This is a genomic window from Microcoleus sp. LAD1_D3 (assembly GCF_036702135.1).
Taxonomy (GTDB): domain Bacteria; phylum Cyanobacteriota; class Cyanobacteriia; order Cyanobacteriales; family Microcoleaceae; genus Microcoleus.
The window spans coordinates 1-26497 of the sequence record NZ_JAUBSB010000017.1; the positions used below are offsets into that span (position 1 = coordinate 1).

Genomic DNA, 26497 nt, shown 5'->3' on the forward strand with positions numbered 1-26497 from the left:
TAAGTCGGGTCGCAGAAAGAGGAAGCCCAAACAGTGATGTTTGGAATCACCGTGGCTTTAGCGGGCGTGAGAATGTCAACACAATATTAGTTAGATGCTCTAATTGGGCATCTGAGCTTTGTTTGAACTAGCCTGCAATTGATAGCTGCCGGTCAGTCAAGATCGATTTGAGTGAGCCCTCCATGCTCATCATCTTCGATTATTCCCACGCCCCCAGGCCAAGCAGTTAACTTGTCTTTTGAAGCTTCGTCATTTTGGCGGAATTCGTGCTGCGGTGGCTTGATTATTTTGCCCGGTTGATTCGTTGCACCCACCCGAATCCTGATTTTTGGCCCGGAATTGCCCAAGCGAACTGTCATCCCGTCCACAACTGACACCTGAGCGATCGGTCTATCATTTACATAAGTGCCGTTAGCACCAAAATTAATAATTTCCCAGCCATTGACGTGATTCCACAGCTCTACGTGGTGGCGGGAAACTACAGCGCTGTAAATAATTACATCATTGTCGTTCGATCGACCGATCCGAACCACCGATTCGGATTCAAAACACCAACTTTGAACCGGGACAGACTGGATAGGATGTAACAGAGTTAAGGTAATCACTGATGTTTTGACACTCCACCGCCAGACAGAAACGGGGATACTTCTAGAGAGATTTTTTGGGATAAAACTACAAAAAATTTGATTTTTAAAGGCGTCGTCAGTGGGCCACTATTCCCTCGCTCTGCCGTAAAAGTCGAACTTTTGGCTGCTTGAGGCATTTGAACCAACTTTTGAGGGTTAGCTTTTGGCGCAGGCGCCAATTTTTGCTGTCCTCGGTAACAACCAAACACGATGTTATTAATCGGGTGAACTTCCCCATCATTGACAGAGGTCTCAACCGCTTGATTAATTAGATCTCGGATGGAGCGATTGCGCCGGTGGCTGAGTCGCTCCATTCCATGCGCCAAATAACCATTTTCCCGCTGACCAACGAGAGCATTTAACTCAGACCCACGTTGGTTGCACCGCTGATTCGAGTTCTCTATCGGGCGACAGTCAACGATCGACGAATCGCTGTTCGTGGAGACAGAAGTTAACCGATTATTAATCCTGGGGTCTCTAGATAAAATACTTGTTGGTTGTATCTGAGATGTTGCACCATTCTGAATCAGTCTTTTATGAACAGGCAAGATGCCTGTTCCACAAGAAAATTCACTCTTTGTGGAACAGGCATCTTGCCTGTTCTTGAGAATGGTGCAAGATGTGAGTTGTATCAAACAGCATAGGTCTTTTTGAGTTGCTAACATTTTCCTTATTGATGCGATACCTTTAAAATACAATGCTTTGAGCAGCACTTGAATTTAGAGCGACAACGCCTCAATCTCTCACATGGAAAATACAGATCGACCTTCCTCGCGCGCGACCCCCAAATGCGATCGGCAATCAGTCGCAGGGCGAGCGGGAAGGCCAAACTTCAGCTCAAATCTGAGTCGGGCGGCTCCGGGTTCGGCCCTGGCGGGACAGATTCTTGCCTTTGCCGCTTCAACTCTGCAACTTTTTCTTGAGCTACATCCCTGACTTCGAGAGCTTTATCTTGGAATTTTTCCGCCAAACTTTGAGCGCCCCGCTTCACACCTGCCACATTTTTGAGAGTTCTGTCGAAATCTTCATGTAAAAACTCTGCTACCAGACCGACTTTTTTGTGCAGTCCCTCCGCGTACTGGACTGGCTCCGATACAGCAGCTTCAGAGACGATCGCCCGCTTGCTGCCGATGGTCGAAATAGCTGCCACAGGTAACAAGTAAATGTCGTCTAAAACACCGCGCCAGCCGCTCGATTTAAATAGGTAGTGGGTGACTGAACCCGTGCGGACATCGAATAGGTAGTCAACCACTGCACCTGCCTGATTCCCAGCGTCCGTGAGCACCTCAAGCCCGATCGGACAAACAGCTTGTTCCGGCTGATGCAATTCCGGCAGTTCCGGGTTAATGGTGACAAAAACATTTTCCCCCACCGTATCAACTTGCGCCCAAGCGAACCAAGTTTTTTTGCTGCCCAAAAGTCCCGACTTGCAAGTAAAGCCGATCGCCCGCTGGGAGTGAGCATCGAGCCAAATCCGATCTACCCTGCCGACCTCTTCCGCCGTTCTGCGGTCGATCGTGCGGCGGTTTAGCAGTTCGCTGCGCCTAACAATCTGTGGTGATGTACTCATAAATAAACTCCTGAGTGCCGCCTTTGAAAAATGTCGATCGTCCAAAGAAGCAGATTTAATATTCTTCTTCCGAATAATGGCGATTATTATCTGCCTCGGTTAACTCCTCCTCTTCCCTGGAAGTGCCAACTTCTTTTTGGTCGGGAACAGGAATCGTGCTAATGTGCACGCCGCCCGAGGGAGCGTTAATTTCCTTAGCCTCCCTGGGCTTGACGCTAAGAAGTCCTAACTGGACTGAGGACGGATTCGGGCCTACGTTGATTTGAATTTTCGGCCCTGAGCGAGCCAAGTGAACGATCAGACCGTCCACAATGGGAACCTTAGCGATCGGCTTACCATCGAGGTAAGTGCCGTTGGTACCTAAATTGATCAGTTCCCAAGTTATGCCGCTGCGCCGCAATTCGATGTGGCGACGAGAAACCACAGCGCTAAAAAGAACGACGTGGTTTTCGGTCGAGCGCCCGATCCGGACGACCTGCTCGTCTTCAAAGATCCAACTGCGGACGGGTATAGACTGGAGTGGATGTAGCAAGGTCAGCTTAATCACATTGGCAGCATTGAGTTTTGGTAGAGCGCCTTAAGATGCGATTTTAGATTTTAGACTTTCGATCGCCCAATCCAAACTCGATCTAAGAGATTTGAAATAAAAACGTAACCAGGTCTCCTTTGCCCAGAGAGATGCGGTCTCCCGGTCGCAACCGATGGCGGTTTCCCTTGGGTAGCGGAGTATTGTTGACGTAAGTGCCGTTGGAACTGCCTACATCTTCTAGGTAGCAAGCATCTCCCTCCACCCGGAGATTTGCGTGTACCCGAGAAACTATCTCAGAATTAGCAAATCCCGAAACATCAATATCCGGCGGCACTAAGTCATTTGGCTTGCCTATGTGAACCACAGCCAGACTGTGAGGCAATTCCATCGGCGTATTTGTCTGAACGTGTAGCAGGCGCGCCGACTGCTGTTGCAGTTGAGTTTTAGCTACACCTGGTGGCTGTGGGCCCGGAACCGGAGGAGAGATAGTTACTGGTGTTGCCACCGATTCAGTTGTAACAGGAACCGAGGGCGAAGGCGGGGGATCTGGAATCGTCGGAATGCTGGCAGGAGTTTTTTCCAAGTTAAGCCCCTTATTCAGGGTAACTAGAGGTTCCATTGGCATCAGGGGATCGGGTGGCAATAAATCCGGCGCCGGTGAGGATACCACTGTGGGGCCTACAGGCGAGGGGGACGGTACTGTCACCTCAACTTCTGGAACTATGGAACCCGGACGCAAGTTAAAGCCACACTGGCCGCAAAATGCTGCATCTGTCTGAACTGCTGCACCGCAGTTCGAGCAACTTGCGGTAACAGGTAAAGGCGTGTAGCAAGCCTCACACTGGCTGGCCCCGTCGGGGTTCTGGTGATTGCAATTGGGACAGACAATCATCGATTTCTCCTTGCTATCGGCCAGATTTTCAAATCAGCCTCATAAAAATACTCGTGTATATGGTCAAATTTTAACTTTAACCGCCACAATTCTTATATTGCTTCGCTAATACTAGCAACTGAGCTGACGCCGTGACGTTAGCTGTGATGGGCAAGATTGAGTTAGTGATAATGCTGAGTGTGTTGGCACGCTTGCGGCTCTGTCGGCTATTTTACTGCTTCGCCAGCCGCGGCATCGAGCAGCCACCAAAGTTGGCCCTCTGGTTGAACGAGTCTGGCTGGATAAGTCATTTCGTCGGCTGCAGGGGCAAAAATTTGAGCAAGGGCGGGTTGTTTGCTGGCTCCTGCGACCATGAAGATGACGCACCGGGCCCGGTTGATTAAGGGGACTGTAAAGGTAATGCGGGGTTGACCGTCTTTGTTGCCTACAGTTACTAGGGCATCCCGGACTTCCAAGGCTGCTGTGCCGGGAAATAGAGAGGCTGTGTGGGCGTCGTCTCCTATGCCCAAGAGAATGATGTCGAAGGCAGGAAACTCGCCCTCGGATACTTTGAAGAACTGCTGCAATTCGGTTTGGTGCGCTGCAGCGTCGGCTGCGGGGTCGCCGGCGCCTGTGGGCATGGGGTGGATGTTGCTGGCGGGGATATTCACTCGATCGAGCCACGCGAGGCGCGCCATTTTTTGATTACTGTCTGGGTGTTCTGGGGGAACGTAGCGTTCGTCGCCCCAGAAAACGTGAATTTTGTCCCAAGGCAGGTCTTGGACACAGAGCGCTCTGTAGAGGGGTTCGGGTGTGCTTCCGCCCGCTGCGGCGATCGTACAAATTCCGCGTTCCGCTATGGATTCCGAGATTTTCGACAGCACAATCTCCAGCGATCGATCTATTAGTTGTTCCCGATTTGCTAATACTTCAACTACTTTTTTCATTAATTTCCTCTCAACTTTCCTATTCGTGTTATTCTCAGCAATTGCCAATTTTACCTTGACATTTTGGTTTGAGGTCGATCGGCTGACAGATCCGGCAGACCGGGCACAGCATCCCATAAAATTTTATCATCTTATGCCCCTTGATTTAAGGCAAGCAAGACATATTTCTACCAGTGCTTTATGGATTTTCACCTGTTGCATTGAGCTTTCGCAACTTTCAATCAAAAGTTCGATCGTACTGGGAGCATCTCTACATAAAGTAAAAAGCGTTTTTTGGGAGTGCGATCGTCCCGAACCGCAAAGTCTCTAAATATAGCGAGCCGGACGATCGCACACCGACAGTAAAAGCCAAACCGAGATGCTCCCGATCGCACTTACTCCGGCATAGCAAAAATAATCAAGATCGATGTGGTAGACTAGGAAAAATAGTTTTAAATCCGCACGATCGGATGGAAGCAAAACTATGTCAATTTTTAAGCGATTTCCTACATCTGTCCGCTATCTGATAGCGCGGTTGCGCCACTGGACCCAACCGGCGGTTTGGGCTCCCCTAGCCGTGCTCTGTGCAGGGGGGTTATTTATCTGGGAGGTCTCTGTAAACCCAGAAAGGTTGAGCATAGATGGCGAAGAAGAAGTAGCCACAAACAATCCAGCTTCGCTATCGGGACTATCTGCTGAAGATACCGCCATTGCGGCTGAAATCGACAGCTCACCAGTGCTAGTCAATCAGTTTAATGGCTCTACTGCTTCTGAACTGAACTTGTTAAATTCATCAGTAGTAAAAAGCCAAGGTTTATTCGACGAACTTCGAGATCGGGGCTTAGAAACTCCTCAGCCATCTTCCGCCCCCAAGGGAGTAGGAAGCAGCGGATTTTTCCCCTTGCCAAATTTAGCAACTCCTGCTGTCGAGGCCGGAAACAATAACCCCCAAAATTCCAGCTTACCAAGTTCAAACGCCACATCAGCATTGAGTTTATCTGGCAGTGGCAGACTGACTTCCGGGATAAAAACGATGATCAAGCCTGAGTCTGGGGGTACAGCAACAGCAACTTTATCGCAGGCGTCGAGTGATGCTAATTCAGATAAACAAAACGAAAATTCTCTGCCTTTGAGTCCGCTGCAAGCAGCTATGAAAAAATACGTCGTTGCTAACACTTCGGCAACGGTAGCGGAGGCTGAGAAAACTGCAGACTCGGCTAGATTGCTCGATCGACCTGCTTCCGATCCGGCAGCAGTAAATGCGACAAATTTGCTCCCAACGACCGCTAAAGCTCAAGCTGGAGCAAATCCTGTGAATGTTCCCACAGCACTTCCCCCACTTGTGGCTCCGACAACTGCTGTGAGCAAGGAATCTCAAGAATTCTTAAACCCCACAGCTACAGTCCCTGAACCCTTGGCTGGATTAAATTCCCGAGTACCGAGCCTCCCCGAAATTAATGCAGGCGCTCCAACGGTGGCTTTGCCGAAAAATCCCTACCAAACTAATTTATCTGGCTCAGGCTTCGCACCTGAAGTTCAACCTGCGGCACTTCCAGTAGCCATACCTTCGCCAACACCTCTACTTCCAAATGTCGGTCAATCTCCCTTTGGGAGTGGGATTGGGGGAAGCAAGATAATTAGCCCTCAATTCTCTCCCAATTCAGCGAATTCTCAATTTCAAACACCTCCACCGAGTCAGCTTAATTTGCCACAGCAGCCTAACTTTGGAGTTGTTCCCCAAAACACAAATCAGGGCGTGCAGCCCATTCAACCTCAAACTTTTGCTACACCCCGCTCCCTGGCTCCAGGACGCTACATTGGCGGTGGCGAAATCAATACTTTTTCTAATCCTTAAATGAAGGAAGTTCGGCCCCGAAAACGATATTATCAATTCCCCATACTTCGGCTACGCGGTTGCTGCCCTTCGACTTGGGTTCTCCTGAGCGGAGTCGAAGGACTTGCCTAGCCGAAGGGAAGAGAGCCGAAGGCAGTCGAAGGGCTGTACAAGTTCCCAATTACCCATTCCCAATGTTAGTGGTAAAACTTACCTAGCGGCTGCCCGCACCAACAACAATCCCCCGATACCCAAGCCAAACATTATCGGCAGCCAAGCCGACAGAATCGGAGTCAAAACAGCTTTCACGCCCATAGAACTGGTGATGAAAGAAAATACGTAGTAAGTAAAAATCACAACTACGCTAATACCAAAACTCGTTCCTCGGCCGGAGCGGCGCGGTTGAGTTCCCAAAGCGGCTCCCACTAAACCAAATACCATGCACACGAAAGGAAAAGCATATTTTTCTTGAATTCGCACCTTTAATTTGCGAATTTGCGGTTCGTCGCCACTGTTTTTAAGGATATCCAAACGCTCTAAAGCTTGGGCAATGTTCATTTCCTTGAAATCCCGCGCTCTAGCAGCTAAATCTAAGGGCGTGCGGGGGAGTTGCAATTGCTGGTGTTGAAACCTAACTATATTGCGGTAAGAGCCATCCGGAGCTACTATATAAGCGGTTCCGTTGAAAAAATCCCAGGTATTTTCTGAGGGATTCCAAGTAGCGGATTCTGAAGAAACGATTTGATTGAGGCCTGGGGTGGAGCGATCGATAATTGTTAAACCTTTCATTTGTTGGCCGTCAAATTGTTCTGCATAAAAAAAGCGGGCGAGGATTTCGTCGCCGCCTTTTTCTGGTTTGCGAAATTCTGTGTAGATAATATTTCTATCTTGAAATATCGGTTTTTCTCGCTTCAGGGCTCTGTCTAAAGTCAGAGTAGCTCTGTAGCTGGCGGCGGGTACGACTAACTCTTGCAAAGCAAAGGTGAAGCCGGCAACAATTAAACTCATAATCACTGCAGGCAGTATCAATCGGTAAACGCTAACTCCGCAACTGCGGAGGGCGATGAGTTCGCTGTCGCTGGACATTCGGCTGTAGGCCATTAAGGTTGCTAGCAGCATTGACATGGGGAAAGCCAATACTACGAAGTAGGGAATTTGCAGGAGAAAAATTTCTATGGCGGCGCTGTAGGGGAGGCCGGATTCTGTTACTCTGCGGACTAATTCAAATAAGGCTCCAACTGTGACGGCGACGGATGTAAAGAGTCCGACGCCAAAGAGAAATGGGCCGATTAGTTCTTTGGTAATGTACCAGTCCATTACTGAAATTCTCGGCAGCCAGTTGATGGGATTCAAAGAATTGGATATTGCTATTTTCATAGTTGCGCGTTCTCGCCGATTGCTCCTCAATTTAAAATCTAAAATTCTGCGGTTTGCCGAGTGCCTTCAAAAGACTATCGCACGAAGCTGTCGCCCAAGTAATACTGCCGCACTAAAGGGTTGCTGTAGAGTTCTTCTTCAGCCCCGGAGGCTAAAATTTGGCCGTCTCGCATGATGTAGGCTCGATCGGTAATTTCGAGGGTTTCTCGGACGTTGTGATCTGTGATGAGGATGCCGATTTTGCGATCGCGCAGTTTAGCAATAATGGTTTGAATTTCGTCTACGGCGATCGGATCGACGCCTGCAAACGGTTCGTCTAAAAATAGGAACATGGGCCCGTCTCGCCCTGCAGCTAAGGCTCTGGCTAGTTCAGTCCGCCGCCTTTCTCCCCCCGATATTTGAATTCCCAAACTGGATGCTATTTTTTCTAAGCGAAATTCTTGCAATAGGAAATCGACTCGCTCGCGCCATTCCCAGCGCGGCACTTGAGTTTGTTCTAAAACTAACAAAATGTTGTCCCGCACGCTCATGTTTCGGAAAATGCTTGCTTCTTGAGCGAGATAGCCAATTCCCAAATGCGCTCGCTGGTGCATCGCCAATTTAGTGATGTCTAAATCGTTTAGCCAAACGGTGCCTTGATTGGGTTTTTCTAATCCGGTTGCTATGTAAAATGTTGTGGTTTTGCCGGCACCGTTTGGGCCTAGCAATCCTACGATTTCTCCTTGGGCTACTGACAGGTTGACGCGACTGACTACATTGCGCTTTCCGTAGGATTTGTGAATATTTTCGAGTACAATTTTCATTTTCGCTCCCGGCAACCTCTACAAGCTAAATTTCAGACTGCTGCTTTGTGCGATCGAGTCTCTAATTTAAATTTTACCTTTTCAAGTTTGTGAGTTTTATAAGGACGAAATTTCGCATCTATCCCAAGTAGTATGTTTTGGCTGAGGCGAAATTTCGCTGCTGCGAGCCACTGTTACCGGGGGGCTGTAGTTGGACGTGGGGAGCCAACTGCATTTTGGGCGGCCGCATCTTGTTCGGGGGCAACCAGATAGACAGATTCTACCTGTCCTGGGTTGTCTGGCAGGGCAATAAACCGCCCTTCGTCGATGAGGTATGTTATGGTTTCGCCGCGCAGGCTGTTGCCCTGCTGCAATACGTAAACATCTCCGCTGAGAATGATCCGGCGCTCGCGGCTGAAGTATTGAGCTTGAGCTGCGGTTGCTTGTATTTGGCGGGCTGGATAGTTGATTTGGACGTTGCCGCGGGCTGTCACGATGCCGGTTTTGGAGTCGGCTTCTTGAATGTCCGATCGCACACTGAGAGTGCGGGGCGGGGCGACTTGCGGGTAGGTGGGAGAGGCGATCGCGCCTGCCAGAGTGAGGGGCAACAGCAGCGATAATCCTTTGAATATTCGCGAATTAAGTAGTTTAGCGGAGAGCATCATAAGCTTGGAGCCTCAATATTTGTGAAATTGCTGAAGGGCATTATCTCCAGTTAGATATTTTATCTTAACGGCCAGAAAGATTCCCGTGAGGTCGATCGATTGACCCGATAGTCTCAACCAATTATCCTAGCAAGACAACAGCGAATTTAATTGGTTATTTTGCTGAGTGGCTACGACTGTCTTAACCGCGAACGGGCAAGATACTCGTTCCACAGTAAATTAATCTGCTTGGGCAGCCGGCAAGAAAGCCACCCCTCCTCTGTGTAGGGGCCAAGTATACTGCACCCTAATACAAACATTTATTTAACTTTTTGGTACTTTGATAATTTGCGGCAATTGCAAGCCTGCAACTTCTTTACCTGCGAACAACGGTTGAAATTTAGCTACTTCTTCCGGGCCAGCTTGTTGCAAAGCGCTCAAAAGTTTAGCACTTTGTCCGAGCAACTCTTCAAGGGCAATTCCGGCATAACTCGGCTGATAATAACTGATCCGATTTATTCCTTCTCCCAGCAAGATTACCGCACCGCGCCAGTTTTGATTTCCTAAGTGATAAAGTGCTACCGCAATTTGCAATATTCCCTGATAAAATCTTTTTTCCGGGTCGCCGGCTTCCATCCACAATGCCTCGAAAGTATCGTGAGAAGCGTAAAATTCTTGGCTGTTAAACTGTTCAATACCTTGCCAAAATTCGAGCGGAATTTCCTCTATCATTCGATTGGAGATTAGGGATTTTCGATTGCGGATGTGTGTTTGAGTAGGCGGCGATCGATTTTTTTTTATAGCTCAGTCTTAAAAATAGGAAAAATAACGACCTGTTTTCAAAACTACTGCCATTTAACGACCGCCTACTTAACCGATTACATAGTCTCTCTGACAGATTGAATCTGATCCATTCCTATTTCCTGATTAGTTCCAGCGAAATCGTTGTCTGGCGTCAAAAATAACATACAGTGACACTCTTTACGCTCGCGCATGGGAATGCAGGGACAGTTCCAGTAGGCGGCTTTTACTTCGGCTTCTTTATCTTCGTAATGGCGACAAGGGCATAAGGGAGCGCCTAGTTCATCCTTGTGTTTTGCTAGTCCTTCTATGACGACAGCAGTGACAGAAGGCTCGGAACAAAAGTAAGTTCCGGTGCGCTTGGCGTAGGTTTCGGAGAAATTCTTCATCGCCTCCAAAGTTTTTTCGTTGGAGAGTTTAGATTTTTCTGTTGTGTTCATAGTTTAGGATCGGAGTTGAGGATGCTACGAGCTTTTGACAATTGTAGCGCAGAATGTGATTTTAAACACTGGTATATTTCTGTTTAGTTACAAGGAAGAAAACCTTGACAAAGATTGAGTTTTAGGTTGTTGGTTTTTTAGTGGTTTTTGTCTATCCCGGAGGGTGCGGGAAACTTGTGGCAGAGCGGGTTGTTGGAGCTGCCAAAAGACTTGGGCGATCGATCGCCCTCAACAATCATCCCCCAAAGGGGATAAAAATCGGATAAGATAGCACGGCGCTCTTTCTGTGACGGCTATAGGCACGGCATCTGATGGCAACTTCCCCGAACCGCACCGGCACCCGCGATCGAAAATCTCCTCCTTCTGGGCTGATTTGGCCGGCTGACACCGAGTTAGTCGGATTAGTGTTTGAATTGACTCCCCGCGCTGCTAGCTATCTGTACGCGCAGTATGCTATAGGTTTGCACGCTTGGTTTTTAGGTCAAGTACACCAAACTGACCCGGATTTATCGCAACTTTTGCACGATGAACAGTCAGAAAAAGCCTTTACTATTTCGGGATTGGAAGGTGATTTGCTCCCTGGCGGCAAAGAATTTCAGCTTTTGGGCGATCGAATTTATCGCTGGTACGTAACAGGACTTTCAAAGCCAGTAGTGCAGTGGCTGAGTCAGTGGCTGCAAAATTTGCCCCAAGAAATAGATTTGCGAAATGCTCCGCTGCTAATTCGCTCTTGGGATATTGCTTTTGCTCCCACAACTTACCAGCAATTATTAACAGCAGAACGCCCATTGTCGCCAACTATCAAACTTAGTTTTGTGACTCCTACAAGCTTTCGTAGCAAAGGCCATCACTTCCCTTTGCCAGTTCCCGAAAATGTTTTTCACAGCTATTTGCGCCGCTGGAATAACTTTTCGGGGGTAAATTTTGACCAAGCAGAATTTTTGAATTGGATTGATGAAAATGCAATTATTAGCCGCCACAAATTGGAGTCGCAAAAGGTAGCGGCGGGCAAAAAAGGCATGGTAACGGGATTCACTGGGGCTGTGGAATTTGGGCTAGGGCGATCGGCTCACAATCGTCCTGATTTTGTACAATTATTTTATGCTTTGGGGCGGTTAGCGCCTTACTGCGGCACTGGCCACAAAACAACTTTTGGATTGGGACAAACGCGAGCACAATGGTTGACAGAATCGCTACCTGAAGTGTCGATACAAAGCGTATTGGCGGCGCGAATAGATGAATTGACACAGAAGTTTATGGCGCACAGAAAGCGTACAGGCGGAAATCGGGCTGCTGAGGTTGCTGAAACTTGGGCGACGATTTTGGCGCGCCGGGAGTTCGGGGAATCTTTGTTTAATATTGCTGCTGATTTGGAAATGCCTTATGAAACTGTGAAAACTTACGTGAAGTTGGCAAGAAGGGTTTTGAAAGTGGAGGATTAGCGCGAATTTGTTGACTGTTGACTGTTGACTGCTGACTAATGACTTTTAGTGAATAGATATATGTCGTCTCGCTGATATTTTAGTTGAAATTGAGGGGTGTTTTTTAGTTGAGTTACTAGGTTTTCAACAAAATCTCGATCGCTCATCCAGCCAGGATATCTGAGGTTCAGCAATACATAATCAAATTCTGCGAGATTTGCAGGTGGCGCGTTAGCGTGAGTTAATCTTACTACAGGGCGGTGCGCTAGGTGCGGAGCAATCTGAGAAGTTGTTAAAACACTGCCTTTGGTTTCAACAAGAGAAATTGCCTCTCTGGTAGCGGGCAAAGTGTCGATCCCATTTAAATAAATAGTCCAAAAATAGCCGTATTTCGCTAAAGCTAAGAAAGCAATCAACGACCAAACTACAATGACTCTAGGCAATGGATAATTAGGAATTGGCAATCTCTCAAATATTGTCTTTCCCTTTTGCTGATTGCTAGCTGCTAAACTGGAAATTACGGCAACCAACAAAAACGGCAATATCGGCACAGAATATTGATGAACTAAATCCCGCTGAGCGGGCCTATCGGAAAGAATATTCATCGCCAACATCGGTACAGCACTAATTAAAGATGACAGATAACGCGGGGACAGCCACCAAATTACTGGTAATAGCAATAAGGCTAAATATTCAAAAGTCTCTAGAGAAAAAAAACGCTCTAAAACTAGATTGGGTTTCACTATTAAATTAATAGCAATTTCAAAAACCGAGTTTCCCAAATATTGATAACGCGCGATTCCCGCGTGTTCTCTTCCCTGATTAAAATACGGTATAACTGCCTGAGTAGCTACCAGGAACCAACCCGCGCCTAGAAATAGAGCTATGAGCCCACAATTGCGTTTTTTCTCAAAACACAACAGCCACAAACCCATCGCTGCCACAGTTAAAGATAGCACGGCTTTGCAGCTCAAAACTAATACAATAGCAGCACAAAACCACAAGATTTTATTCAGCCTCGCGGCTAAGGTTGCTGCTAGCAGTGCTGGTAAAGCAATTACTTCTGGGTGGAAGTCGAAGAGATTGACATTAAATACTAATGGATACAGGAGGTAAATACAGGCGATCGCCCCAGATATGCTATTATTTAATCCGGCTTGACGTGCTAAACTCCAACTCGGCCAAGCACCTAAAGCTAGGGAAACAGCTTGCACTAAAAAAAGCCAGTGAACATCGGGATATATTTTGTAAAGTAAAGCTAGTGGATAGAAAATAAAAGCGGCGTGATCGCCCCAAATATTTATTGCCATTAAAGAGGAAAATGGCGTTTGATTTTGGGAGATTAAATAAATTGCTTGGTCAAAAATTGCTAAGTCGAATACAGTTGACTGAAACAAAGCGTGCCGCGCGCTGCTGGCGGTAAATAAGACTATCGTTGTCACGACAATCATTAAAAATACTGGATGAGATTTTAGGGATTTTAAAGTTAGCATTTTATTGGTTTAATCAGCGATTCGTTTAAATAGCAGAACTTGGTTTTTTTGATAAGTTAAGTGAAAATCGGGAGATTTTTTAAGTTGATTTGCTAAGGTATCACCAATTTTTTCAGTATCAGGCCAGGGATGGCGCAGGTTTAATAATATGTATTGAAATTCAGCTAAATTTCTTTGGGGAGAAATTTGTGAAAGCAATTTTACTATTGGGCGGTGGGCAAAGTGAGGGGCAAGTCTATTATCGGTTAAAATACTGCTTTGCGGTTGAACTTGTGCGACTGCTTAGCGTGTAGCTGGCCAGGTATCTAGTCTATTTAGGTACAGATAAAAATCTTTATATTCGCTCACCCAGAGGAAAATTAGTAATGACCAAATTATCATGATTCTCGGCAATTGAATTCCTTGCCAAAGTTGAGAAATTCGGAAGTTTTTAAATTGTGGCAGATTGACCCATGTTAAAAACTGTTGCTTATTTGCTTTCTCCTCTTCCTTGTTGCCTTTTATTTCTTCCCTGTTCCTTGTTTCTTCCTTCGCGATTACTGCTAAAAATAAAAATGGAATTACAGGCACTGAATACTGATAGGCTAAGCTGCGTTGAAATGACAAGTCAGAGAGGATATTGATCAGCAGGGTAGGGAGGGCAGGAATTAGCGCTGTTAAATATTGTAAGCGTAGTTTGCCGGAAAATGGCAATAGCAGCCAAATCACAGGTAAGGTGAGGAGAAATAAATATTTGAATGTATCGAAGGAAAGAATTTTTCCTAATACTAACTGTGGTTTTAATATGAGATTGATGATAATTTCTAGTACGGATTTGCCTAAATAGCTGTAGCGCCCGACTCCAGCGACTTCGCTGCCGCTAAAAAAGGGGATGATTTTCTGGGAAGCTATCAAAAACCAAGCTGCACCTAGCAAAAGTGCGATCGCCCCGCATCGTTGCTTTTTTTCACAAAAAAACAGCCACAAACCCATAGCAACAACGGTTAGGGACAAAACCGCCTTGCAACTGAGAACTAACACAATAGCGGTACAAAACCACACAAGTTTATTTAAACGTGCCGCCAAAATTGCTGCCAAAAGTGCGGGTAAAGCGATTACTTCCGGGTGAAAATCAAATAAATTGATGTTAAATACCACCGGATAGAGCAAATAAATCAATGCGATCGCACGGGATTGTTCTTGATTTAAACCTGCCAAACGCGCTAAACTCCAGGTAGGCCAAGCCCCCAGGGATAATGTAACTGCTTGTACAAACAGCAGCCAATGCACATCCGGGTAAATTTTGTACAGCCAAGCTAGCGGATAATATATTACCGCTGCGTGATCGCCCAAAATATGAATCCCCATTAAAGAAGAAAAAGGCGTTTGGTTTTGGCTGATCAAGTAAATTGCTTGGTCAAAAATTCCCAAATCGAAAGCAGTTGATTGGAATAAAGCGTGCCGTAAACTGCTACACAAAAAGAAAATTGCCGCAGCAGTAGCGATCGCCCAAACCAAACTCGACGGTAGCTGCGATCGACCTTCCTCTATATTTTCGGCGATCGAAACACTGATGTCCTCACGGTCATCAGCAAAATTTTCCCTATTCTGCATGAAATCTGGCACTAGGTGGTCACTCAAAATATGATTCCATCGAATGTGCTTTCCACGCAATAGTTAACCACTAATTTTTATCCCCGCAATCGTAATATTAGAATAATCCACAAAACCTTAAAAAATTGTGAAAGCAATAACTCTTCTCGGCTCCACAGGCTCCATCGGCACTCAGACTCTGGATATTGTAGCTCAATACCCCGACAAATTTCGGATTGTCGGGTTAACCGCCGGACGAAATGTAACGTTGCTGGCCCAGCAAATTCGCCAGTTTCGACCGGAGATTGTCGCGGTTTGCGACGAAGATAAATTACTGGAATTGAAGGAGGCGATCGCAGATCTCGACCCTCAACCTATTTTACTTGCTGGCGAGTCAGGCGTTGTCGAAGTTGCCCAATACGGCGACGCTCAAGCCGTCGTCACCGGCATAGTTGGCTGCGCCGGTTTGCTGCCAACAATTGCGGCAATCAAAGCAGGTAAAGATATTGCCTTAGCCAATAAAGAAACATTAATCGCAGGGGGCCCCGTTGTCAACCCCTTAATCGAAAAATACGGCGTTAAAATATTACCGGCTGACTCGGAACATTCGGCAATTTTTCAGTGCCTCCAAGGTGTTATGGTTGGCGGGTTGCGACGAATTATTCTCACGGCTTCGGGGGGTTCTTTTCGAGATTTGCCGATCGACAAATTAGCCGCAGTAACAGTAGCCGATGCTTTGAAACATCCGAATTGGTCGATGGGGCAGAAAATCACGATTGATTCTGCTACTTTGATGAATAAAGGATTAGAAGTAATTGAGGCTCATTACTTGTTCGGGATGGATTATGACGACATTGATATTGTCATCCATCCCCAGAGCATAATTCACTCGTTAATTGAGTTGCAAGATACCTCTGTTTTGGCGCAATTGGGCTGGCCGGATATGCGATTGCCGCTGCTTTATGCTTTGTCTTGGCCGGAGCGAATTCATACAGATTGGGAACGGCTGGATTTGGTGAAATCTGGGGATTTGACTTTCCGAGAACCCGACCACGAGAAGTATCCTTGTATGCAGTTAGCTTATGCGGCGGGACGTGCGGGCGGTTCGATGCCGGCGGTGCTGAATGCGGCAAACGAACAGGCGGTAGCGCTATTTTTGGAGGAGAAGATTCAGTTTTTGGATATTCCGAAGTTGATTGAGAAGGCGTGCGACAAACATCAAACCGATAACTGTGAAAGTCCAGGTTTAGACGATATTTTGGCTGCGGATCGGTGGGCGCGGCAGGAAGTTTTGGCAGATAGTATGGAATTGGGCGATCGTATTCTTTCGGTTCGCTAATTGTATCAGCAGAATTGCACTTACCCACAAGCCCGCCGGGGAATTAATTCCCCGTCTCATAGCTAAAGTCGGTTCAAATTGAGATGTTGCACCATTGTCAATAAGTTTTTTATGAACGGGCAAGATGCCCGTTCCACAAGAAAATCTACTCTTTGTGGAACAGGCCGGAAAGCCGGTTCTTGAGAATGGTGCAAGATGTGAGTTCAAACCGACTGCCCAGCCTTAATAAATATTCAGTTTTCTTTGAGAGGACTTTAGCTATGAGACAGGGGTTTCCCCCCCTGACCGACTATGCCAAAAAGTGCAAAATATCGGCAAAACCCTATAAAAAATTGACCAGACTTTAGCCTTTTATAGACTCACTCCCAACTTTGGCTGCAAAATCAGCCGCACTCATCTTTTCGTACATTTCAAAAGGTTGGTGAATCCAAGGATTGTCAGCCAAATAATCTACATAATAATCCGGCTTTGCAACAGAACAAGCCTTGTACCAGAGTACAGCAGTCCGAATTTCCTGAATATCCTCGCCGTAGCGACTCTTCAGCCAAGCGATACCTTGCTCTAAACTAATTCCCGAATCCACCAAATCGTCAACCAGGAGAATGCGGCTGCCCAAATTATCGCCCACCATTGTCAAATCGCGGGCAAACTCGATCGCACCCCGAACTTTTCCCTCGGCCCCACCATAGGACGAGGCAGCTAAAATCGCCAGAGGTTTGTCGAAAATCCGCGACAGAGTATCTCCAACCCGCAGCCCTCCCCTCGCCAGACAGACAATGCGATCGAATTTCCACTGAGATTCCTCAATTTTTACAGCCAAATCCTCAATTTTCCGATGGTACTCAGGCCAAGAAACGTAAAGGTCACTCATTCCTAATATTATTGAAATATCAAAGGTATTATTAATTATTTTGGGGAAAATGACATGGATGCAGAGGAACTTCTCAGACGGTATGCAGCCGGAGAACGGGTTTTTCACAAAGTAGACATGGCCGGCGTCAATATGTCAAGGACAAATTTGCGCGATATTGACCTGAGTCACGCTAATTTAAAAGGTGCAAATTCGATCGGTCTCACCCTCTACAGAGCTAATCTGTATCAAGCAGATATCAGCCAAGCCAACCTCTCCCAAGCCAACCTCATGTCCGCTAATTTTGGCGAATGCGACGCGGTGGGAGCGAACTTGAGCGGAGCCATCTTGCGGAGTGTCGTGTTCAGCGGGGCCGATTTAACGGGGGCGAGTCTCAGGGGTGCAGACATGAGAGATGCAAACCTTCAGGGGGCAATTTTGATTCAAGTTTATGCAGTTAACGCTAACTTGCAAGGTGCCAACTTGACAGAAGTAAAACTTTGCGGAATCAACCTCAGTAAAGCAAATTTAACCGACGCGAACTTAACACAAGCTGACCTTAGCCGTGCTAACTTAACTCAAGCAAATCTGAGCTGGGCAAATTTGACGGAAGCAAATCTGGAAAAAGCGGATTTGAAGGGAGCCGATTTGAGCGGAGCTAACTTGAGCTGTGCAAATCTCCATCAAGCAGATTTGAGCGGAGTTTCCCTTAAGGGAGCAAATCTCCGGGGAGCAAACTTGCATCAAGCTTCTTTGCGCGGGACAAATTTGAATGAAGCGAATCTGAGAGAGGCGATGATGCCTGACGGCAACATCTCTGAGTAAATAAGCTGCCCAAATAGAAGTTAAACCGCAGGGTGCTGGTGGCGCACCCTACATTTAGGCTAATGCCTGATTTTTTTAAGGGGATTTAATTCTGCGTTAATCTCAGGCGTCCAAAAATCGAGAGAAGCCCCGGACTCGTGTTGTGGAGAGGCAAAAATTTTAGAGTCTTGTTCAAGCTCCCAGATTCATCTGTGGAGTAAGTCTAAAATCTCAAATTGTTCGAGTGAGCGGGACTCCACGGTTCGACTGAGCGCTTGCCGAAGTCGAAAATCCAAAATCGACTGACAGTTCATTTAAAGAGGAGTGGCAAAAAAAATTGGCGATAATTTAATCTACAACTTTCAGCCAGCCCCGGCGAACGGCGTGGAGCAAGCGGTTGATGGCTGTTTGATCTTCTTCGGTAAGACAGTCATTTAACAGCGCTGTCTTGAGCTGTTGTCGGTGAGTGGGAGTCAGCAGACCGGAGTGATATACCTGAAAGACTAGCTCTGCAATAGTAAATTGAGGTAACAGCGTTTGGGTTTTCATCATGTGTTTTTTCTTTGAACTCACTTTTGACAGTATTGACTGATTTTTCCAAAATTTATGTGATTCAACTACGGGAGTAAATGTGATCGATTGGCTCTTGATGAGTGATTTGTGTCAGCCGAACTTGGGGATCGGATGTTTTCTTGATAGCCCTGCTACTTGAAACACAAACCCCGTCTCGATTCCTCGCTTGTGGCAACCCCCACATCTCTACTTTTGGTTAAGAAACGGTGACAAATAAATTAATATTTACCTATTAATAGATTACTAATGACTGCTAGCGAAATCGCTCGGCTTAATTCAACGTTAAACTTTTAGAGTATTTATAAAGCCGCTTTTACCTACATTTACTTAGTTTCTTGGTGTGGTCTTTGTTCCGTGGATATACTTAATAACCCCCCCAAACACCGAGACAAGTTTCCGACAGGAGCGGGCATCCGCCCCAAATTTTAAGCTCTAGTTCAAGCTCCCAGATTCATCTGTGAAGTCAATCTAAAATCTAAAATTTAAAACCTAAAATCTAAAATCTAAAATCTAAAATCTAAAATCTAAAATCGACTGACTGCTTAAAATCAAAAATCCCGGCTTCTTCAAGAAACCGGGTTGGAGCTTTTCTATCCACAATTTTTTTTGAGAGGGTTAATGGAGCGACCTATTCACGAAAATCTGATTGTTGGCAAAGCTTGACAGGAGAGAAAGTAGAAATACTCATCTCAACTTCTTGTGTGAGGGGACTAATCGGAAATCCTGACCCATCCGCGGCGGATGGCGTGCAGCAGGCGGTTGACTGCATCTCTGGCGTCTTCGCTGAGAGCGCTTTGGCAGAGTGCGCGCAGTCCGTGGCTTTCAGTGCGAGTCAGATTGCCGGAATGGGTGACTTGATAGAACAGTTCAGCGATCGCGCGATCAGATTTTAAAGTCAGAGCTTGCATGAAATCTCGTTGAACTCGACTATTATAATATCGAGCATTTGAGAATAGAGTAGGGTGATTGCAGTTGGCTAAGCGGTGTGATCGTTCTTGGCTCCATTTGTGACCGAAGTCTGCGAGTATACGTGAGTGAAATCACAAAAAACCAAAGACCTCGATCGCATAAGCTATAATTGGGGTGATAGCCTCTAGGCTAGACAAAACCTCGAAAAGCTCTGAACGCAAGGCTTTGAGTTCCAAATACCGCCGCGCAGGGGGAGTACGTCCGCTCAACATCGCAGCCTATGGACTTGGATAGCTGTGAAACTTTGGGTTTTAGACACTTGCAGCTTGCAGCTCAGGGCATAAAGTTGCGATCGGCGAACCACACCCTGAGATACAATAATTATAAATACTTCTATCCCATCTATAGGCAGGTAGATAAAAAAATGATAATGATTAGCTACTTTTCGGTTGCCTTAATCGTTTTTATTGTTTGGTTCAAAAGTTTTTGGAATGATACTGCGACATCTAAAAAAGACTTGATCTCTTGGATAGCCTTAATCCTCGGGCCTCTCTTTTGGCCTGTTGTTCTGCCCCTATCCCTTTTGCAAATTACCAGCAAAAAGTCGGTTGTAAAAACAGCTCAAGGCGATCAAGAATTATAATAAATTGTGGAAGTAACTGGCTTCAACATAGTGGGTTATCTCGTGCTAAATTATTCGGCGTGCATCACTCTTGGCAGCGAGTAATTTATCTTGTTTAATTGTAAAAATAAATGCAGCTCGAAGGTAGAATTCAATAAAAATTCTGAATCCTAAAACAGTATTTTTTTACCGATATCAAATTCTGCCTTCTGCTTTTTGACCCCGCCCAAAAACGGATACAAGTTTCCCACAGGAGTCGGCAGCAGCCCAAAACTTTAGGCTTTTGTTCAAGCTCTCAGATTCATCTGTCGAATAAATCTCAAATCTCAAATCGTTCAACTGAGCCAGATAGACTCAGCGCTCGCTGAACGTATCACACCGAAGTCTCCAATCGACTGAGGCCTACTTTTTTCTGTCACATCGTGAATTAATGGTGCGGCTCAGTCAAAATTGTTCAGTCAAAATTGTCAGACTCAAATTATCGGACAGCGACCGCAACATTTTTTTACTCAAAAATTATTTGCCACCTCAACCAAGCTCAAAATTAATATGTAATGTAACATAGCCTGTTGCTTGCAAAAATATAACTTCAGACGTATTTCCGCCTGCCGCTGACTAACTTAAGAATTTTTATACTTCCGGCTGCTACGTAGCATTAATCGAAGGTGGGAAAATCCTGGCGAGGCGTTAAAAAACAGCTAGGATGTTTGCTCTGTAACCTTTTCCAGCTCGCTCTTTTCAAATTGTAGCAGCTCTAAGTCAAAAATTGTAGAGTTCGTTTGCGTCTAAATTGCCTAAGTCTTACCGCAGTTAGATAGACAATTCAAGGCAGAGACTGCAATATGAAATAGGCAACAAAAACTGTTTCAAATCGCAAGTACGACTTATTTTGGGCGATCGAGCATCAGGAGTGTATAACCGGAGCCAGCTAAATTTTTAGAGGTGCGAGATGTTTGGGAACTTCTAAAAAAAAGTGCCGTCACGGTATCCAAATTCGTTATTTGCATAAAAAGTAGGAGTCAAAATGAACCAAGTATCTGAGAAACCAATTTATAGAGTTCTTAATCTATTGTCGCTGCTAGCGCTGACTTACTATGCAGCTACTTCCATCAATTATATTTTCGAGAGTGACGGTCACATATACAGGTACGACAGCCAGAGCAATTCCAACGCGTCACCAGCGCAACTAGAAGCACACCGCTCGGAATAAATAGTAGAGATTTTCTCTGAATGAATGCCGAACCCAATTTCGGGGAATTTGCTAATCGTTAATGAGCAAATCCAAGTTAAAAACAATTAGTAGTCAAAAACTCTTGGCTAAAAACTTAATATTTTAACTCACAGCTATTAGCCATCGAATATACCACACAAATCAACTATTTAATTTGTTCTCAAAAGAGACCAGAATGATGAAAGGACGCCCAAGCATTTTCATCAGTACAAGCATTAATAGCTTTAGTAATCGCTTCATCAAGAAAATTTGAAGGTGGATATCCTTCAGAACGGAAAATGGCTTTGATTTTTGCCCAATAAAACTAGATGGGAGATAAATCGGGTGAGTAGGGGGGTAAGAATTTTACCTTTGCTCCGATAGATGCAATCAAAAAATTGATGGCTTCAGCATTATCAACAGGTAAATTATTCATAACTACAATTGCGCCAACCCATAACTGGGGCAGGATTCGCCAGCAGCCCAAAATTTTATATCCTAGTTCCAGTTCCCAGATTCATCTCTGGAGTAAATCTAAAATCTAAAATCTAAAATCTAGTGACAGTACCGTCATAAATCTCCGGCCAACCGTTTATCCCAACTTCACCAAAAGACGAGCGCTGCATTGTCAGATTGTCCGGAGGGATGCGGATCATGGTTGAAATGACCGATTGTGGTTGAGAAACTGGGTTTTTTAGCCAAAATCCTAAATTGAGCGTGAGGGATTTGGCTGGAAATATCAAGGTGATGAGGCTCAAAAACCAGTCGGGGAGTGTGTTTGGACGCAGTTTTGATTGAATCCGGCCTCCAGCTTGTGCAGGCTTGCTTTCAAAGCCAGCTAAAAAATTTTGATTTCTGGGGAACTATTGGCGAAAATCAAAAGTCTGGTCAACTACAATGTACTTAAAAAAAATCGCAGCTTAGTTCCAGCCCCATTGCGGGCGATCGAACTATCCGACGATGGACAGTGCCAAGGACCCGGTGCGACTTCTTAATCTTGAGAGCATACTCCCATTAAAAAGGGTCTCTGTGTATCTTCAGGGTATTGTTTTAATAATGACTAGCCACACCGACGGTCATTATGGTAAACTCGCAAACGTTTAACTGGAATATTTTCGTGTTAGAGGAGGCAGTTGTGGAGTCGAGAGTCAAAAGCAGGAAACAACCGAGATTTGCTGCTCAACGAATACAAGATTCAACTCGCGCTCCCAGGCTCGCTGCTGACAATTTAAATTACATGACAGCTTATAGCAGCCGGGTCAATTAGGGTCTCAACCGATGTCCGGTTTCATTTATTGAATCCCTTTGGAGGGAAAAGTGTATTGTAGAAAAATGATTGATCTTTTAGGAGGAGTGTAAATGACCCAGGTAACTAATCCAACAACCCCAGCAAGTTCACTACCAGGTGGTAATGGTGGCTCAACCGTTATTGGCACCCCCTTAGGCTCTAGCAGGTTGAACGGCAGCGCCGGGGATGACATCATCCTGACTTTTGGACCCGCAGATGTCGTCGCTGGTGGCAGTGGCAACGACCTGATTATTACCGGAGGCGGAAATGACAGTATCGGCGGCGGCGACGGCAACGATACTATCTTTTCAGGCAGCGGCGCCGATGTGGTCGCTGGCGGGACTGGCGATGACCGGATCTTTGCCGGTAAAGGGGATGACCTCGTTGATGGCGGTGATGGCAATGACTTGGTTTCTGGCGACAGAGGCAACGACACCGTACTCGGCGGATCGGGCAGCGATACAGTCTTTGGCGGCCAAGGCAACGATATTGTCGGCGGTGGTGATGGCAACGACACTCTCTACGGCGGTAAAGAAAACGATACTGTCGATGGTGGCGCTGGCAATGACTTTATCTCTGGCGACAGAGGAAGTGATGTCCTCACGGGCGGTGCTGGCAGCGATACGTTCTACTTCTTCTCCAGCGGTGGCGATTATGGCGTAGACACGATCACTGACTTTACCCCAGGTGAAGATAAGATCCGCTTGAAATCGGGTGGTGTGTTCTCTGGTTTGGGCAGCAGCTTCGAGGCAAGCGAGTTTGTCGTCGTTTCTGGTTTCAACGCAGCTACTCCAGGAGCAACCACGACGAACAAGTTGGTCTACGACCCAACAAGCGGTACGTTGTTCTTCAACGGCACCAGCGGAGTGCTAACTATTGCTCAGTTGCAGCCTGGCCTGACGATTACCTCGAACAACTTCGAGTTGTTCTAAAACAACTGGCTGTTGTGGCGCAGCACCGGATAAGATTCGGGGCTGTTCTCACAAAGCCGGTAGTTTTAAAGGATTTCAACCTCACTCTGCTACAAGCGGGGTGAGGTTGAAATATTCAATGGAGGAACTGAAGGAGGGGCAGTTAAAAAAAAAATTGATCGACAGTTATTGATAAAATTAATCGATCGCCCGATCGGGCAAAATATAAATACAAAGTTTTTAAATTAGAATTTCTAGGTTTTACTGAAGCGGTAAAGAAACCGCAACTGCTGGCTAGCAATGAGCACTGAAGAATATATCCGGCAAGCCCAAATTTATTTGAACAGGAGGAAGTTAACGGAGGCGATCGAGTTTTGCAAAAAGGCGATCGAACTTCAACCGTTTTCTCCCTCGGCTTACACGACTTTAGGCGAAATTCTCGAAGCTCAAGGCGATCCGACGGCGGCAAGAGACGCTTTTGTGCAAGCTTTGGAGATTTCGCCGCAGTTTTTTCTGGCTCATGCTTATTTGGGTCAACTTTACAGCGACTATTCGTGGCTGGATGAGGCGGTTTTTCACTACCGACAAGCTCTGGATTTGAAACCAGATTGGGCTGAAGTTCATTATAACTTGGGAAATGTTTTTCACAAGCAGGGTAATTTGTTGGGGGCGATCGAGTGTTACCGAAATGCGATCGCCAACAAACCCGATTATCTCGATGCTTTATACAATCTGGCTGTGGTTTTAGATGAAAATAGTCAGCTTGAAGCGGCAATGGATACCTACCGACAGGCCATCGCCGTGGCGCCGGATTACGTGGAAGCTTACAGCAATCTGGGTGTGGTTTTGCTAAAGGACGATCGGGCTGCTGAGGCGATCGAAGTTTACCAGCGGGCGATCGAGATTAAGCCGGATTGGGCAACGCTGCACAATAATTTGGGTCAAGCCTTGCTGGACAAAAGCCCGGAAAGGGCGATCACATCTTACCTCACAGCTATTGAGTTGGAGCCGGACATGGTTTTGGCTCACTACAATTTGGGGAAAGCGTGGCAATTACAGGGGGAACATTCAGCGGCAGTTGCTTGTTTCGATCGCGCGATCGAGGTCAATTCTGACTATATTTCGGGCTATACCGACGCCGGGTTTTCTTTGATGGTTTTGGGCAAAATTGCGGAAGCCATGCCTTATTTTGAGCGGGCAATAGCTCTGAAGCCTGATTTTGTTGAGGCTTACTGCCGATTGGGAGACAGGCGCAGAGTTGCTGCTGTAGAAGAGGATGAATTGTCAAGGGCGATCGCTGCGTGCGATCGATTTCTCACAGCACTAACTGGAAGGAAGAAGGAAGAAGGAAGAGCGAAGAAGGAAGAAAAAGAAACTATTCCCAATGCCCAATGCCCAATGCCCAATGCCCAATTACCAATTGCTGAAATTTGCGATAATTTAGCCGAAATTTACTTGCATTTGGGAAATGCTTTAACAGAGTACGGCGGACACGAATCGGCCGCCGCTTATTATCAAAAAGCTTTGCAAATTCAGCCCAAAAATGCAGAGCTTTACTGGCGGGTGGGAAATTCCTTAGCCCAGCAACAGCGGTTCAGTGCAGCAATTGCAGTTTACCGCATGGCTTTGACGATTCAACCTGCTTTACCGCAGGTTTATTTTGAGTTGGCAAAACTGCTGGAAAAACAGGGGCGCTGGGAACGGGCGATCGATTATTATCAAAAGGTTTTAGAGCTGCAATTGCACGGGTACGGGAATCAGAAAGAGTGGAAAAAAAAGAGTTTTATCTTGCCAGATAGCACTTCTATAAAACCTCCTCACGGTATTTATTTATCGAGTTGGGATTGGCTGGTTAAGGCAAAGTTGGATGCGGACAATTATGTGGAAATAGTTTGGAAATATGCACCAGAAGCAAGTGCAGAAAATATTCCGAATTCCCAATTTGCGAGGTCCAATTCCAAATTTGCCAATTCCGATTGTGCCGGGTTAACTTGCGGGCTGTGTTTGCAGAGACTTTCTAAGTGGTTCGATCCGGTGCATTTGGGTTGGGGAGTTTGCCGTTTGTCTAACTTGCAACCGCTACCTGTGGAGTCACCAAAGACTTTTGTGGCACAGATTCCCAACGGGCGAGTTTGGATTGTTCCGCAAGAAAATTATTGGCTGATTTGCAAGGCTATCGCTGTAATTACTCCTGACAATTATTTGTTGGCTGATGTGTCGAGAGATTATCCGGGGTTTTTGCCGGGATGCGAAAAGCATGATATTAGAAAACATAGCGTTTTTAAGTTAGAATCATTCCCGCCTATCAAGCAAATTGACGGCAGCGTGGCGGTGCTTTCTGGTTTGTCGGGCAATGTCTATTTTCACTGGATGGTTGACGTTTTGCCGAGGATAGAATTGCTGCGGCGAAGTGGCAGGGATTTGGCGGAGATTGATTGGTTTTTGGTGAATAGTTGTCAGCACCAATTTCAGCGGGAAAGTCTGAGGATTCTGGGCATTCCCGAAGAAAAAGTCTTGGAGAGCGATCGCTTGCCACACATACAAGCAACCGAGTTGATTGTACCTTCTTTTGCGGGATATTTGGGCTGGCCTTCTGGGTGGGCGATGGATTTTTTGAGGCGGGAGTTTCTCAAGGGAATTATACCTAGTTCGCGCTATCCAAAACGCATTTACATCAGCCGCAGCAAAGCAAGATATCGACGAGTTTTGAACGAAGAAGATGTGGTTGAAGTTCTGGAGAAATTTGGCTTTGTTTCTATTTTGCCTGAGTCGATGTCTTTGGCAGAGCAAATTGCTCATTTCTATCACGCTGAGGTGATAGTTGCTGCCCACGGCAGCGGCTTGACAAATACGATTTTTAGTCGCCAGGGAACTAAAGTAATTGAGTTGGTGTCGCCTCACTATATCAGCCATTATTACTGGGGAAGCAGTCAATATTTGCAGTTGGAACATTACTTTTTAACAGGCGAGGCTTTTGAATGCTATCCTATTAGACAGTTGATGTATCAGAATTCGCTGACTGAAGATATTTTAGTGAACTTGAGTTCGCTGAAAAAGATGGTTGAGGTGGTGGGTTTGGGTTAGTTGGTGTCTGGAGCAAGTTTA

25 protein-coding genes and 1 pseudogene are annotated in these 26497 nt (G+C 46.1%); 8 read left to right on the forward strand and 18 right to left on the reverse strand.

Translation table 11 applies throughout. The features are described from left to right. Positions 1–152 precede the first annotated feature (152 nt). The 6 genes from QUA74_RS12355 to pgl all read right to left on the reverse strand — a co-directional run bounded on the left by QUA74_RS12355 (position 153) and on the right by pgl (position 4543). A complete protein-coding gene (locus QUA74_RS12355; protein ID WP_333328826.1) occupies positions 153–605 on the reverse strand; it encodes an FHA domain-containing protein in 453 nt (150 codons plus the stop codon). Beyond that, positions 602–1291 carry a hypothetical protein gene (locus tag QUA74_RS12360; protein WP_333328830.1) on the reverse strand — a complete coding sequence of 230 codons (690 nt, stop codon included), beginning with the start codon at positions 1289–1291 and terminating at the stop codon, positions 602–604. Before QUA74_RS12360 ends, QUA74_RS12355 begins: the two co-directional genes overlap by 4 nt. A gap of 167 nt (positions 1292–1458) precedes the next feature. Next, positions 1459–2196: a PRC-barrel domain-containing protein gene (locus QUA74_RS12365; protein ID WP_333328833.1), complete on the reverse strand. Its 738-nt coding sequence runs from the start codon at positions 2194–2196 to the stop codon at positions 1459–1461. Between the two features lie 55 nt (positions 2197–2251). Next, positions 2252–2743, reverse strand: a complete 492-nt coding sequence (locus QUA74_RS12370) for an FHA domain-containing protein (RefSeq protein ID WP_333328836.1) — start codon at positions 2741–2743, stop codon at positions 2252–2254. Between the two features lie 82 nt (positions 2744–2825). Next, entirely contained in the window at positions 2826–3617 is a 792-nt protein-coding gene (locus QUA74_RS12375; RefSeq protein ID WP_333328839.1) for an FHA domain-containing protein, read from the reverse strand. Between the two features lie 206 nt (positions 3618–3823). Further along, positions 3824–4543, reverse strand: coding sequence for a 6-phosphogluconolactonase (gene pgl, locus QUA74_RS12380; protein ID WP_333328842.1), 720 nt, complete (start codon positions 4541–4543; stop codon positions 3824–3826). A gap of 25 nt (positions 4544–4568) precedes the next feature. Here pgl and QUA74_RS12385 point away from each other — a divergent pair, with 25 nt between their 5' ends. Further along, complete coding sequence (locus QUA74_RS12385; RefSeq protein WP_333328844.1) at positions 4569–4853, forward strand: hypothetical protein; 285 nt, start codon at positions 4569–4571, stop codon at positions 4851–4853. Between the two features lie 153 nt (positions 4854–5006). After that, positions 5007–6377, forward strand: coding sequence for a hypothetical protein (locus QUA74_RS12390; RefSeq protein ID WP_333328847.1), 1371 nt, complete (start codon positions 5007–5009; stop codon positions 6375–6377). Between the two features lie 189 nt (positions 6378–6566). Here QUA74_RS12390 and QUA74_RS12395 read toward each other — a convergent pair whose 3' ends face one another. From QUA74_RS12395 to QUA74_RS12415, 5 genes are all read right to left on the reverse strand, one after another. Then, complete coding sequence (locus QUA74_RS12395) at positions 6567–7733, reverse strand: LptF/LptG family permease (RefSeq protein WP_333328850.1); 1167 nt, start codon at positions 7731–7733, stop codon at positions 6567–6569. A 74-nt stretch (positions 7734–7807) separates the two neighbouring features. Then, positions 7808–8536, reverse strand: coding sequence for an LPS export ABC transporter ATP-binding protein (gene lptB, locus QUA74_RS12400; RefSeq protein ID WP_333129396.1), 729 nt, complete (start codon positions 8534–8536; stop codon positions 7808–7810). Between the two features lie 173 nt (positions 8537–8709). Then, on the reverse strand, positions 8710–9180 hold the full coding sequence (locus QUA74_RS12405; protein WP_333328853.1) for an LptA/OstA family protein: 471 nt from the start codon (positions 9178–9180) through the stop codon (positions 8710–8712). Between the two features lie 303 nt (positions 9181–9483). After that, on the reverse strand, positions 9484–9891 hold the full coding sequence (locus QUA74_RS12410) for a DUF309 domain-containing protein (protein ID WP_333328855.1): 408 nt from the start codon (positions 9889–9891) through the stop codon (positions 9484–9486). A gap of 146 nt (positions 9892–10037) precedes the next feature. Continuing rightward, positions 10038–10400, reverse strand: coding sequence for a ferredoxin-thioredoxin reductase catalytic domain-containing protein (locus QUA74_RS12415; RefSeq protein ID WP_333328858.1), 363 nt, complete (start codon positions 10398–10400; stop codon positions 10038–10040). Between the two features lie 311 nt (positions 10401–10711). Between QUA74_RS12415 and cas6 the strand changes: the two genes are divergently transcribed. After that, the gene (gene cas6, locus QUA74_RS12420) at positions 10712–11842 is read left to right on the forward strand and encodes a CRISPR-associated endoribonuclease Cas6 (RefSeq protein ID WP_333328861.1); all 1131 of its coding nucleotides are present in this window, start codon (positions 10712–10714) and stop codon (positions 11840–11842) included. 35 nt (positions 11843–11877) lie between these two features. Here the strand turns inward: cas6 and QUA74_RS12425 are convergent, their stop codons facing one another. The 3 genes and pseudogenes from QUA74_RS12425 to QUA74_RS12435 all read right to left on the reverse strand — a co-directional run bounded on the left by QUA74_RS12425 (position 11878) and on the right by QUA74_RS12435 (position 14907). Then, positions 11878–13314 (reverse strand): DUF2079 domain-containing protein, encoded by a 1437-nt coding sequence (locus QUA74_RS12425; RefSeq protein WP_333328864.1) that lies wholly within the window; start codon positions 13312–13314, stop codon positions 11878–11880. 9 nt (positions 13315–13323) lie between these two features. Further along, a pseudogene (locus QUA74_RS12430) lies at positions 13324–13584 on the reverse strand (DUF2079 domain-containing protein); the annotation flags it as partial. Between the two features lie 12 nt (positions 13585–13596). Then, positions 13597–14907: a DUF2079 domain-containing protein gene (locus tag QUA74_RS12435; RefSeq protein WP_333328867.1), complete on the reverse strand. Its 1311-nt coding sequence runs from the start codon at positions 14905–14907 to the stop codon at positions 13597–13599. Between the two features lie 127 nt (positions 14908–15034). Between QUA74_RS12435 and dxr the strand changes: the two genes are divergently transcribed. Beyond that, a complete protein-coding gene (gene dxr / locus QUA74_RS12440) occupies positions 15035–16225 on the forward strand; it encodes a 1-deoxy-D-xylulose-5-phosphate reductoisomerase (RefSeq protein ID WP_333328871.1) in 1191 nt (396 codons plus the stop codon). A gap of 343 nt (positions 16226–16568) precedes the next feature. Here dxr and QUA74_RS12445 read toward each other — a convergent pair whose 3' ends face one another. Beyond that, positions 16569–17096 carry a phosphoribosyltransferase family protein gene (locus tag QUA74_RS12445; RefSeq protein WP_333328874.1) on the reverse strand — a complete coding sequence of 176 codons (528 nt, stop codon included), beginning with the start codon at positions 17094–17096 and terminating at the stop codon, positions 16569–16571. Positions 17097–17150: 54 nt separating this feature from the next. Here QUA74_RS12445 and QUA74_RS12450 point away from each other — a divergent pair, with 54 nt between their 5' ends. After that, positions 17151–17900, forward strand: a complete 750-nt coding sequence (locus QUA74_RS12450) for a pentapeptide repeat-containing protein (protein ID WP_333328877.1) — start codon at positions 17151–17153, stop codon at positions 17898–17900. Between the two features lie 327 nt (positions 17901–18227). Here the strand turns inward: QUA74_RS12450 and QUA74_RS12455 are convergent, their stop codons facing one another. After that, entirely contained in the window at positions 18228–18428 is a 201-nt protein-coding gene (locus tag QUA74_RS12455; RefSeq protein WP_041622289.1) for a hypothetical protein, read from the reverse strand. Between the two features lie 734 nt (positions 18429–19162). Then, the gene (locus QUA74_RS12460; RefSeq protein WP_333328880.1) at positions 19163–19360 is read right to left on the reverse strand and encodes a hypothetical protein; all 198 of its coding nucleotides are present in this window, start codon (positions 19358–19360) and stop codon (positions 19163–19165) included. Between the two features lie 1647 nt (positions 19361–21007). Between QUA74_RS12460 and QUA74_RS12465 the strand changes: the two genes are divergently transcribed. Next, the gene (locus QUA74_RS12465; protein ID WP_333328883.1) at positions 21008–21193 is read left to right on the forward strand and encodes a hypothetical protein; all 186 of its coding nucleotides are present in this window, start codon (positions 21008–21010) and stop codon (positions 21191–21193) included. 325 nt (positions 21194–21518) lie between these two features. Here QUA74_RS12465 and QUA74_RS29865 read toward each other — a convergent pair whose 3' ends face one another. Next, positions 21519–21680 carry a transposase gene (locus QUA74_RS29865; RefSeq protein WP_445251662.1) on the reverse strand — a complete coding sequence of 54 codons (162 nt, stop codon included), beginning with the start codon at positions 21678–21680 and terminating at the stop codon, positions 21519–21521. A gap of 872 nt (positions 21681–22552) precedes the next feature. Here QUA74_RS29865 and QUA74_RS12470 point away from each other — a divergent pair. After that, a complete protein-coding gene (locus QUA74_RS12470) occupies positions 22553–23413 on the forward strand; it encodes a calcium-binding protein (protein WP_333328885.1) in 861 nt (286 codons plus the stop codon). A 279-nt stretch (positions 23414–23692) separates the two neighbouring features. Further along, on the forward strand, positions 23693–26476 hold the full coding sequence (locus QUA74_RS12475) for a tetratricopeptide repeat protein (RefSeq protein ID WP_333328888.1): 2784 nt from the start codon (positions 23693–23695) through the stop codon (positions 26474–26476). Positions 26477–26497: the final 21 nt, after the last annotated feature.

What these genes read in the sequence shown, in the direction of transcription:
- QUA74_RS12470 (WP_333328885.1), top strand. Translation starts at nt 22,553, where the DNA reads ATGACCCAGGTAACTAATCCAACAACCCCAGCAAGTTCACTACCAGGT.
- QUA74_RS12475 (WP_333328888.1), top strand. Translation starts at nt 23,693, where the DNA reads ATGAGCACTGAAGAATATATCCGGCAAGCCCAAATTTATTTGAACAGG.
- QUA74_RS12415 (WP_333328858.1), bottom strand. Translation starts at nt 10,400, where the DNA reads ATGAACACAACAGAAAAATCTAAACTCTCCAACGAAAAAACTTTGGAG.
- QUA74_RS12395 (WP_333328850.1), bottom strand. Translation starts at nt 7,733, where the DNA reads ATGAAAATAGCAATATCCAATTCTTTGAATCCCATCAACTGGCTGCCG.
- QUA74_RS12360 (WP_333328830.1), bottom strand. Translation starts at nt 1,291, where the DNA reads ATGTTAGCAACTCAAAAAGACCTATGCTGTTTGATACAACTCACATCT.
- QUA74_RS12405 (WP_333328853.1), bottom strand. Translation starts at nt 9,180, where the DNA reads ATGATGCTCTCCGCTAAACTACTTAATTCGCGAATATTCAAAGGATTA.
- QUA74_RS12465 (WP_333328883.1), top strand. Translation starts at nt 21,008, where the DNA reads ATGAACCAAGTATCTGAGAAACCAATTTATAGAGTTCTTAATCTATTG.
- QUA74_RS12460 (WP_333328880.1), bottom strand. Translation starts at nt 19,360, where the DNA reads ATGCAAGCTCTGACTTTAAAATCTGATCGCGCGATCGCTGAACTGTTC.
- QUA74_RS12410 (WP_333328855.1), bottom strand. Translation starts at nt 9,891, where the DNA reads ATGATAGAGGAAATTCCGCTCGAATTTTGGCAAGGTATTGAACAGTTT.
- QUA74_RS12445 (WP_333328874.1), bottom strand. Translation starts at nt 17,096, where the DNA reads ATGAGTGACCTTTACGTTTCTTGGCCTGAGTACCATCGGAAAATTGAG.
- QUA74_RS12450 (WP_333328877.1), top strand. Translation starts at nt 17,151, where the DNA reads ATGGATGCAGAGGAACTTCTCAGACGGTATGCAGCCGGAGAACGGGTT.
- QUA74_RS12455 (WP_041622289.1), bottom strand. Translation starts at nt 18,428, where the DNA reads ATGAAAACCCAAACGCTGTTACCTCAATTTACTATTGCAGAGCTAGTC.
- QUA74_RS12390 (WP_333328847.1), top strand. Translation starts at nt 5,007, where the DNA reads ATGTCAATTTTTAAGCGATTTCCTACATCTGTCCGCTATCTGATAGCG.
- lptB (WP_333129396.1), bottom strand. Translation starts at nt 8,536, where the DNA reads ATGAAAATTGTACTCGAAAATATTCACAAATCCTACGGAAAGCGCAAT.
- pgl (WP_333328842.1), bottom strand. Translation starts at nt 4,543, where the DNA reads ATGAAAAAAGTAGTTGAAGTATTAGCAAATCGGGAACAACTAATAGAT.
- QUA74_RS12365 (WP_333328833.1), bottom strand. Translation starts at nt 2,196, where the DNA reads ATGAGTACATCACCACAGATTGTTAGGCGCAGCGAACTGCTAAACCGC.
- cas6 (WP_333328861.1), top strand. Translation starts at nt 10,712, where the DNA reads ATGGCAACTTCCCCGAACCGCACCGGCACCCGCGATCGAAAATCTCCT.
- QUA74_RS12425 (WP_333328864.1), bottom strand. Translation starts at nt 13,314, where the DNA reads ATGCTAACTTTAAAATCCCTAAAATCTCATCCAGTATTTTTAATGATT.
- QUA74_RS12435 (WP_333328867.1), bottom strand. Translation starts at nt 14,907, where the DNA reads ATGCAGAATAGGGAAAATTTTGCTGATGACCGTGAGGACATCAGTGTT.
- QUA74_RS12375 (WP_333328839.1), bottom strand. Translation starts at nt 3,617, where the DNA reads ATGATTGTCTGTCCCAATTGCAATCACCAGAACCCCGACGGGGCCAGC.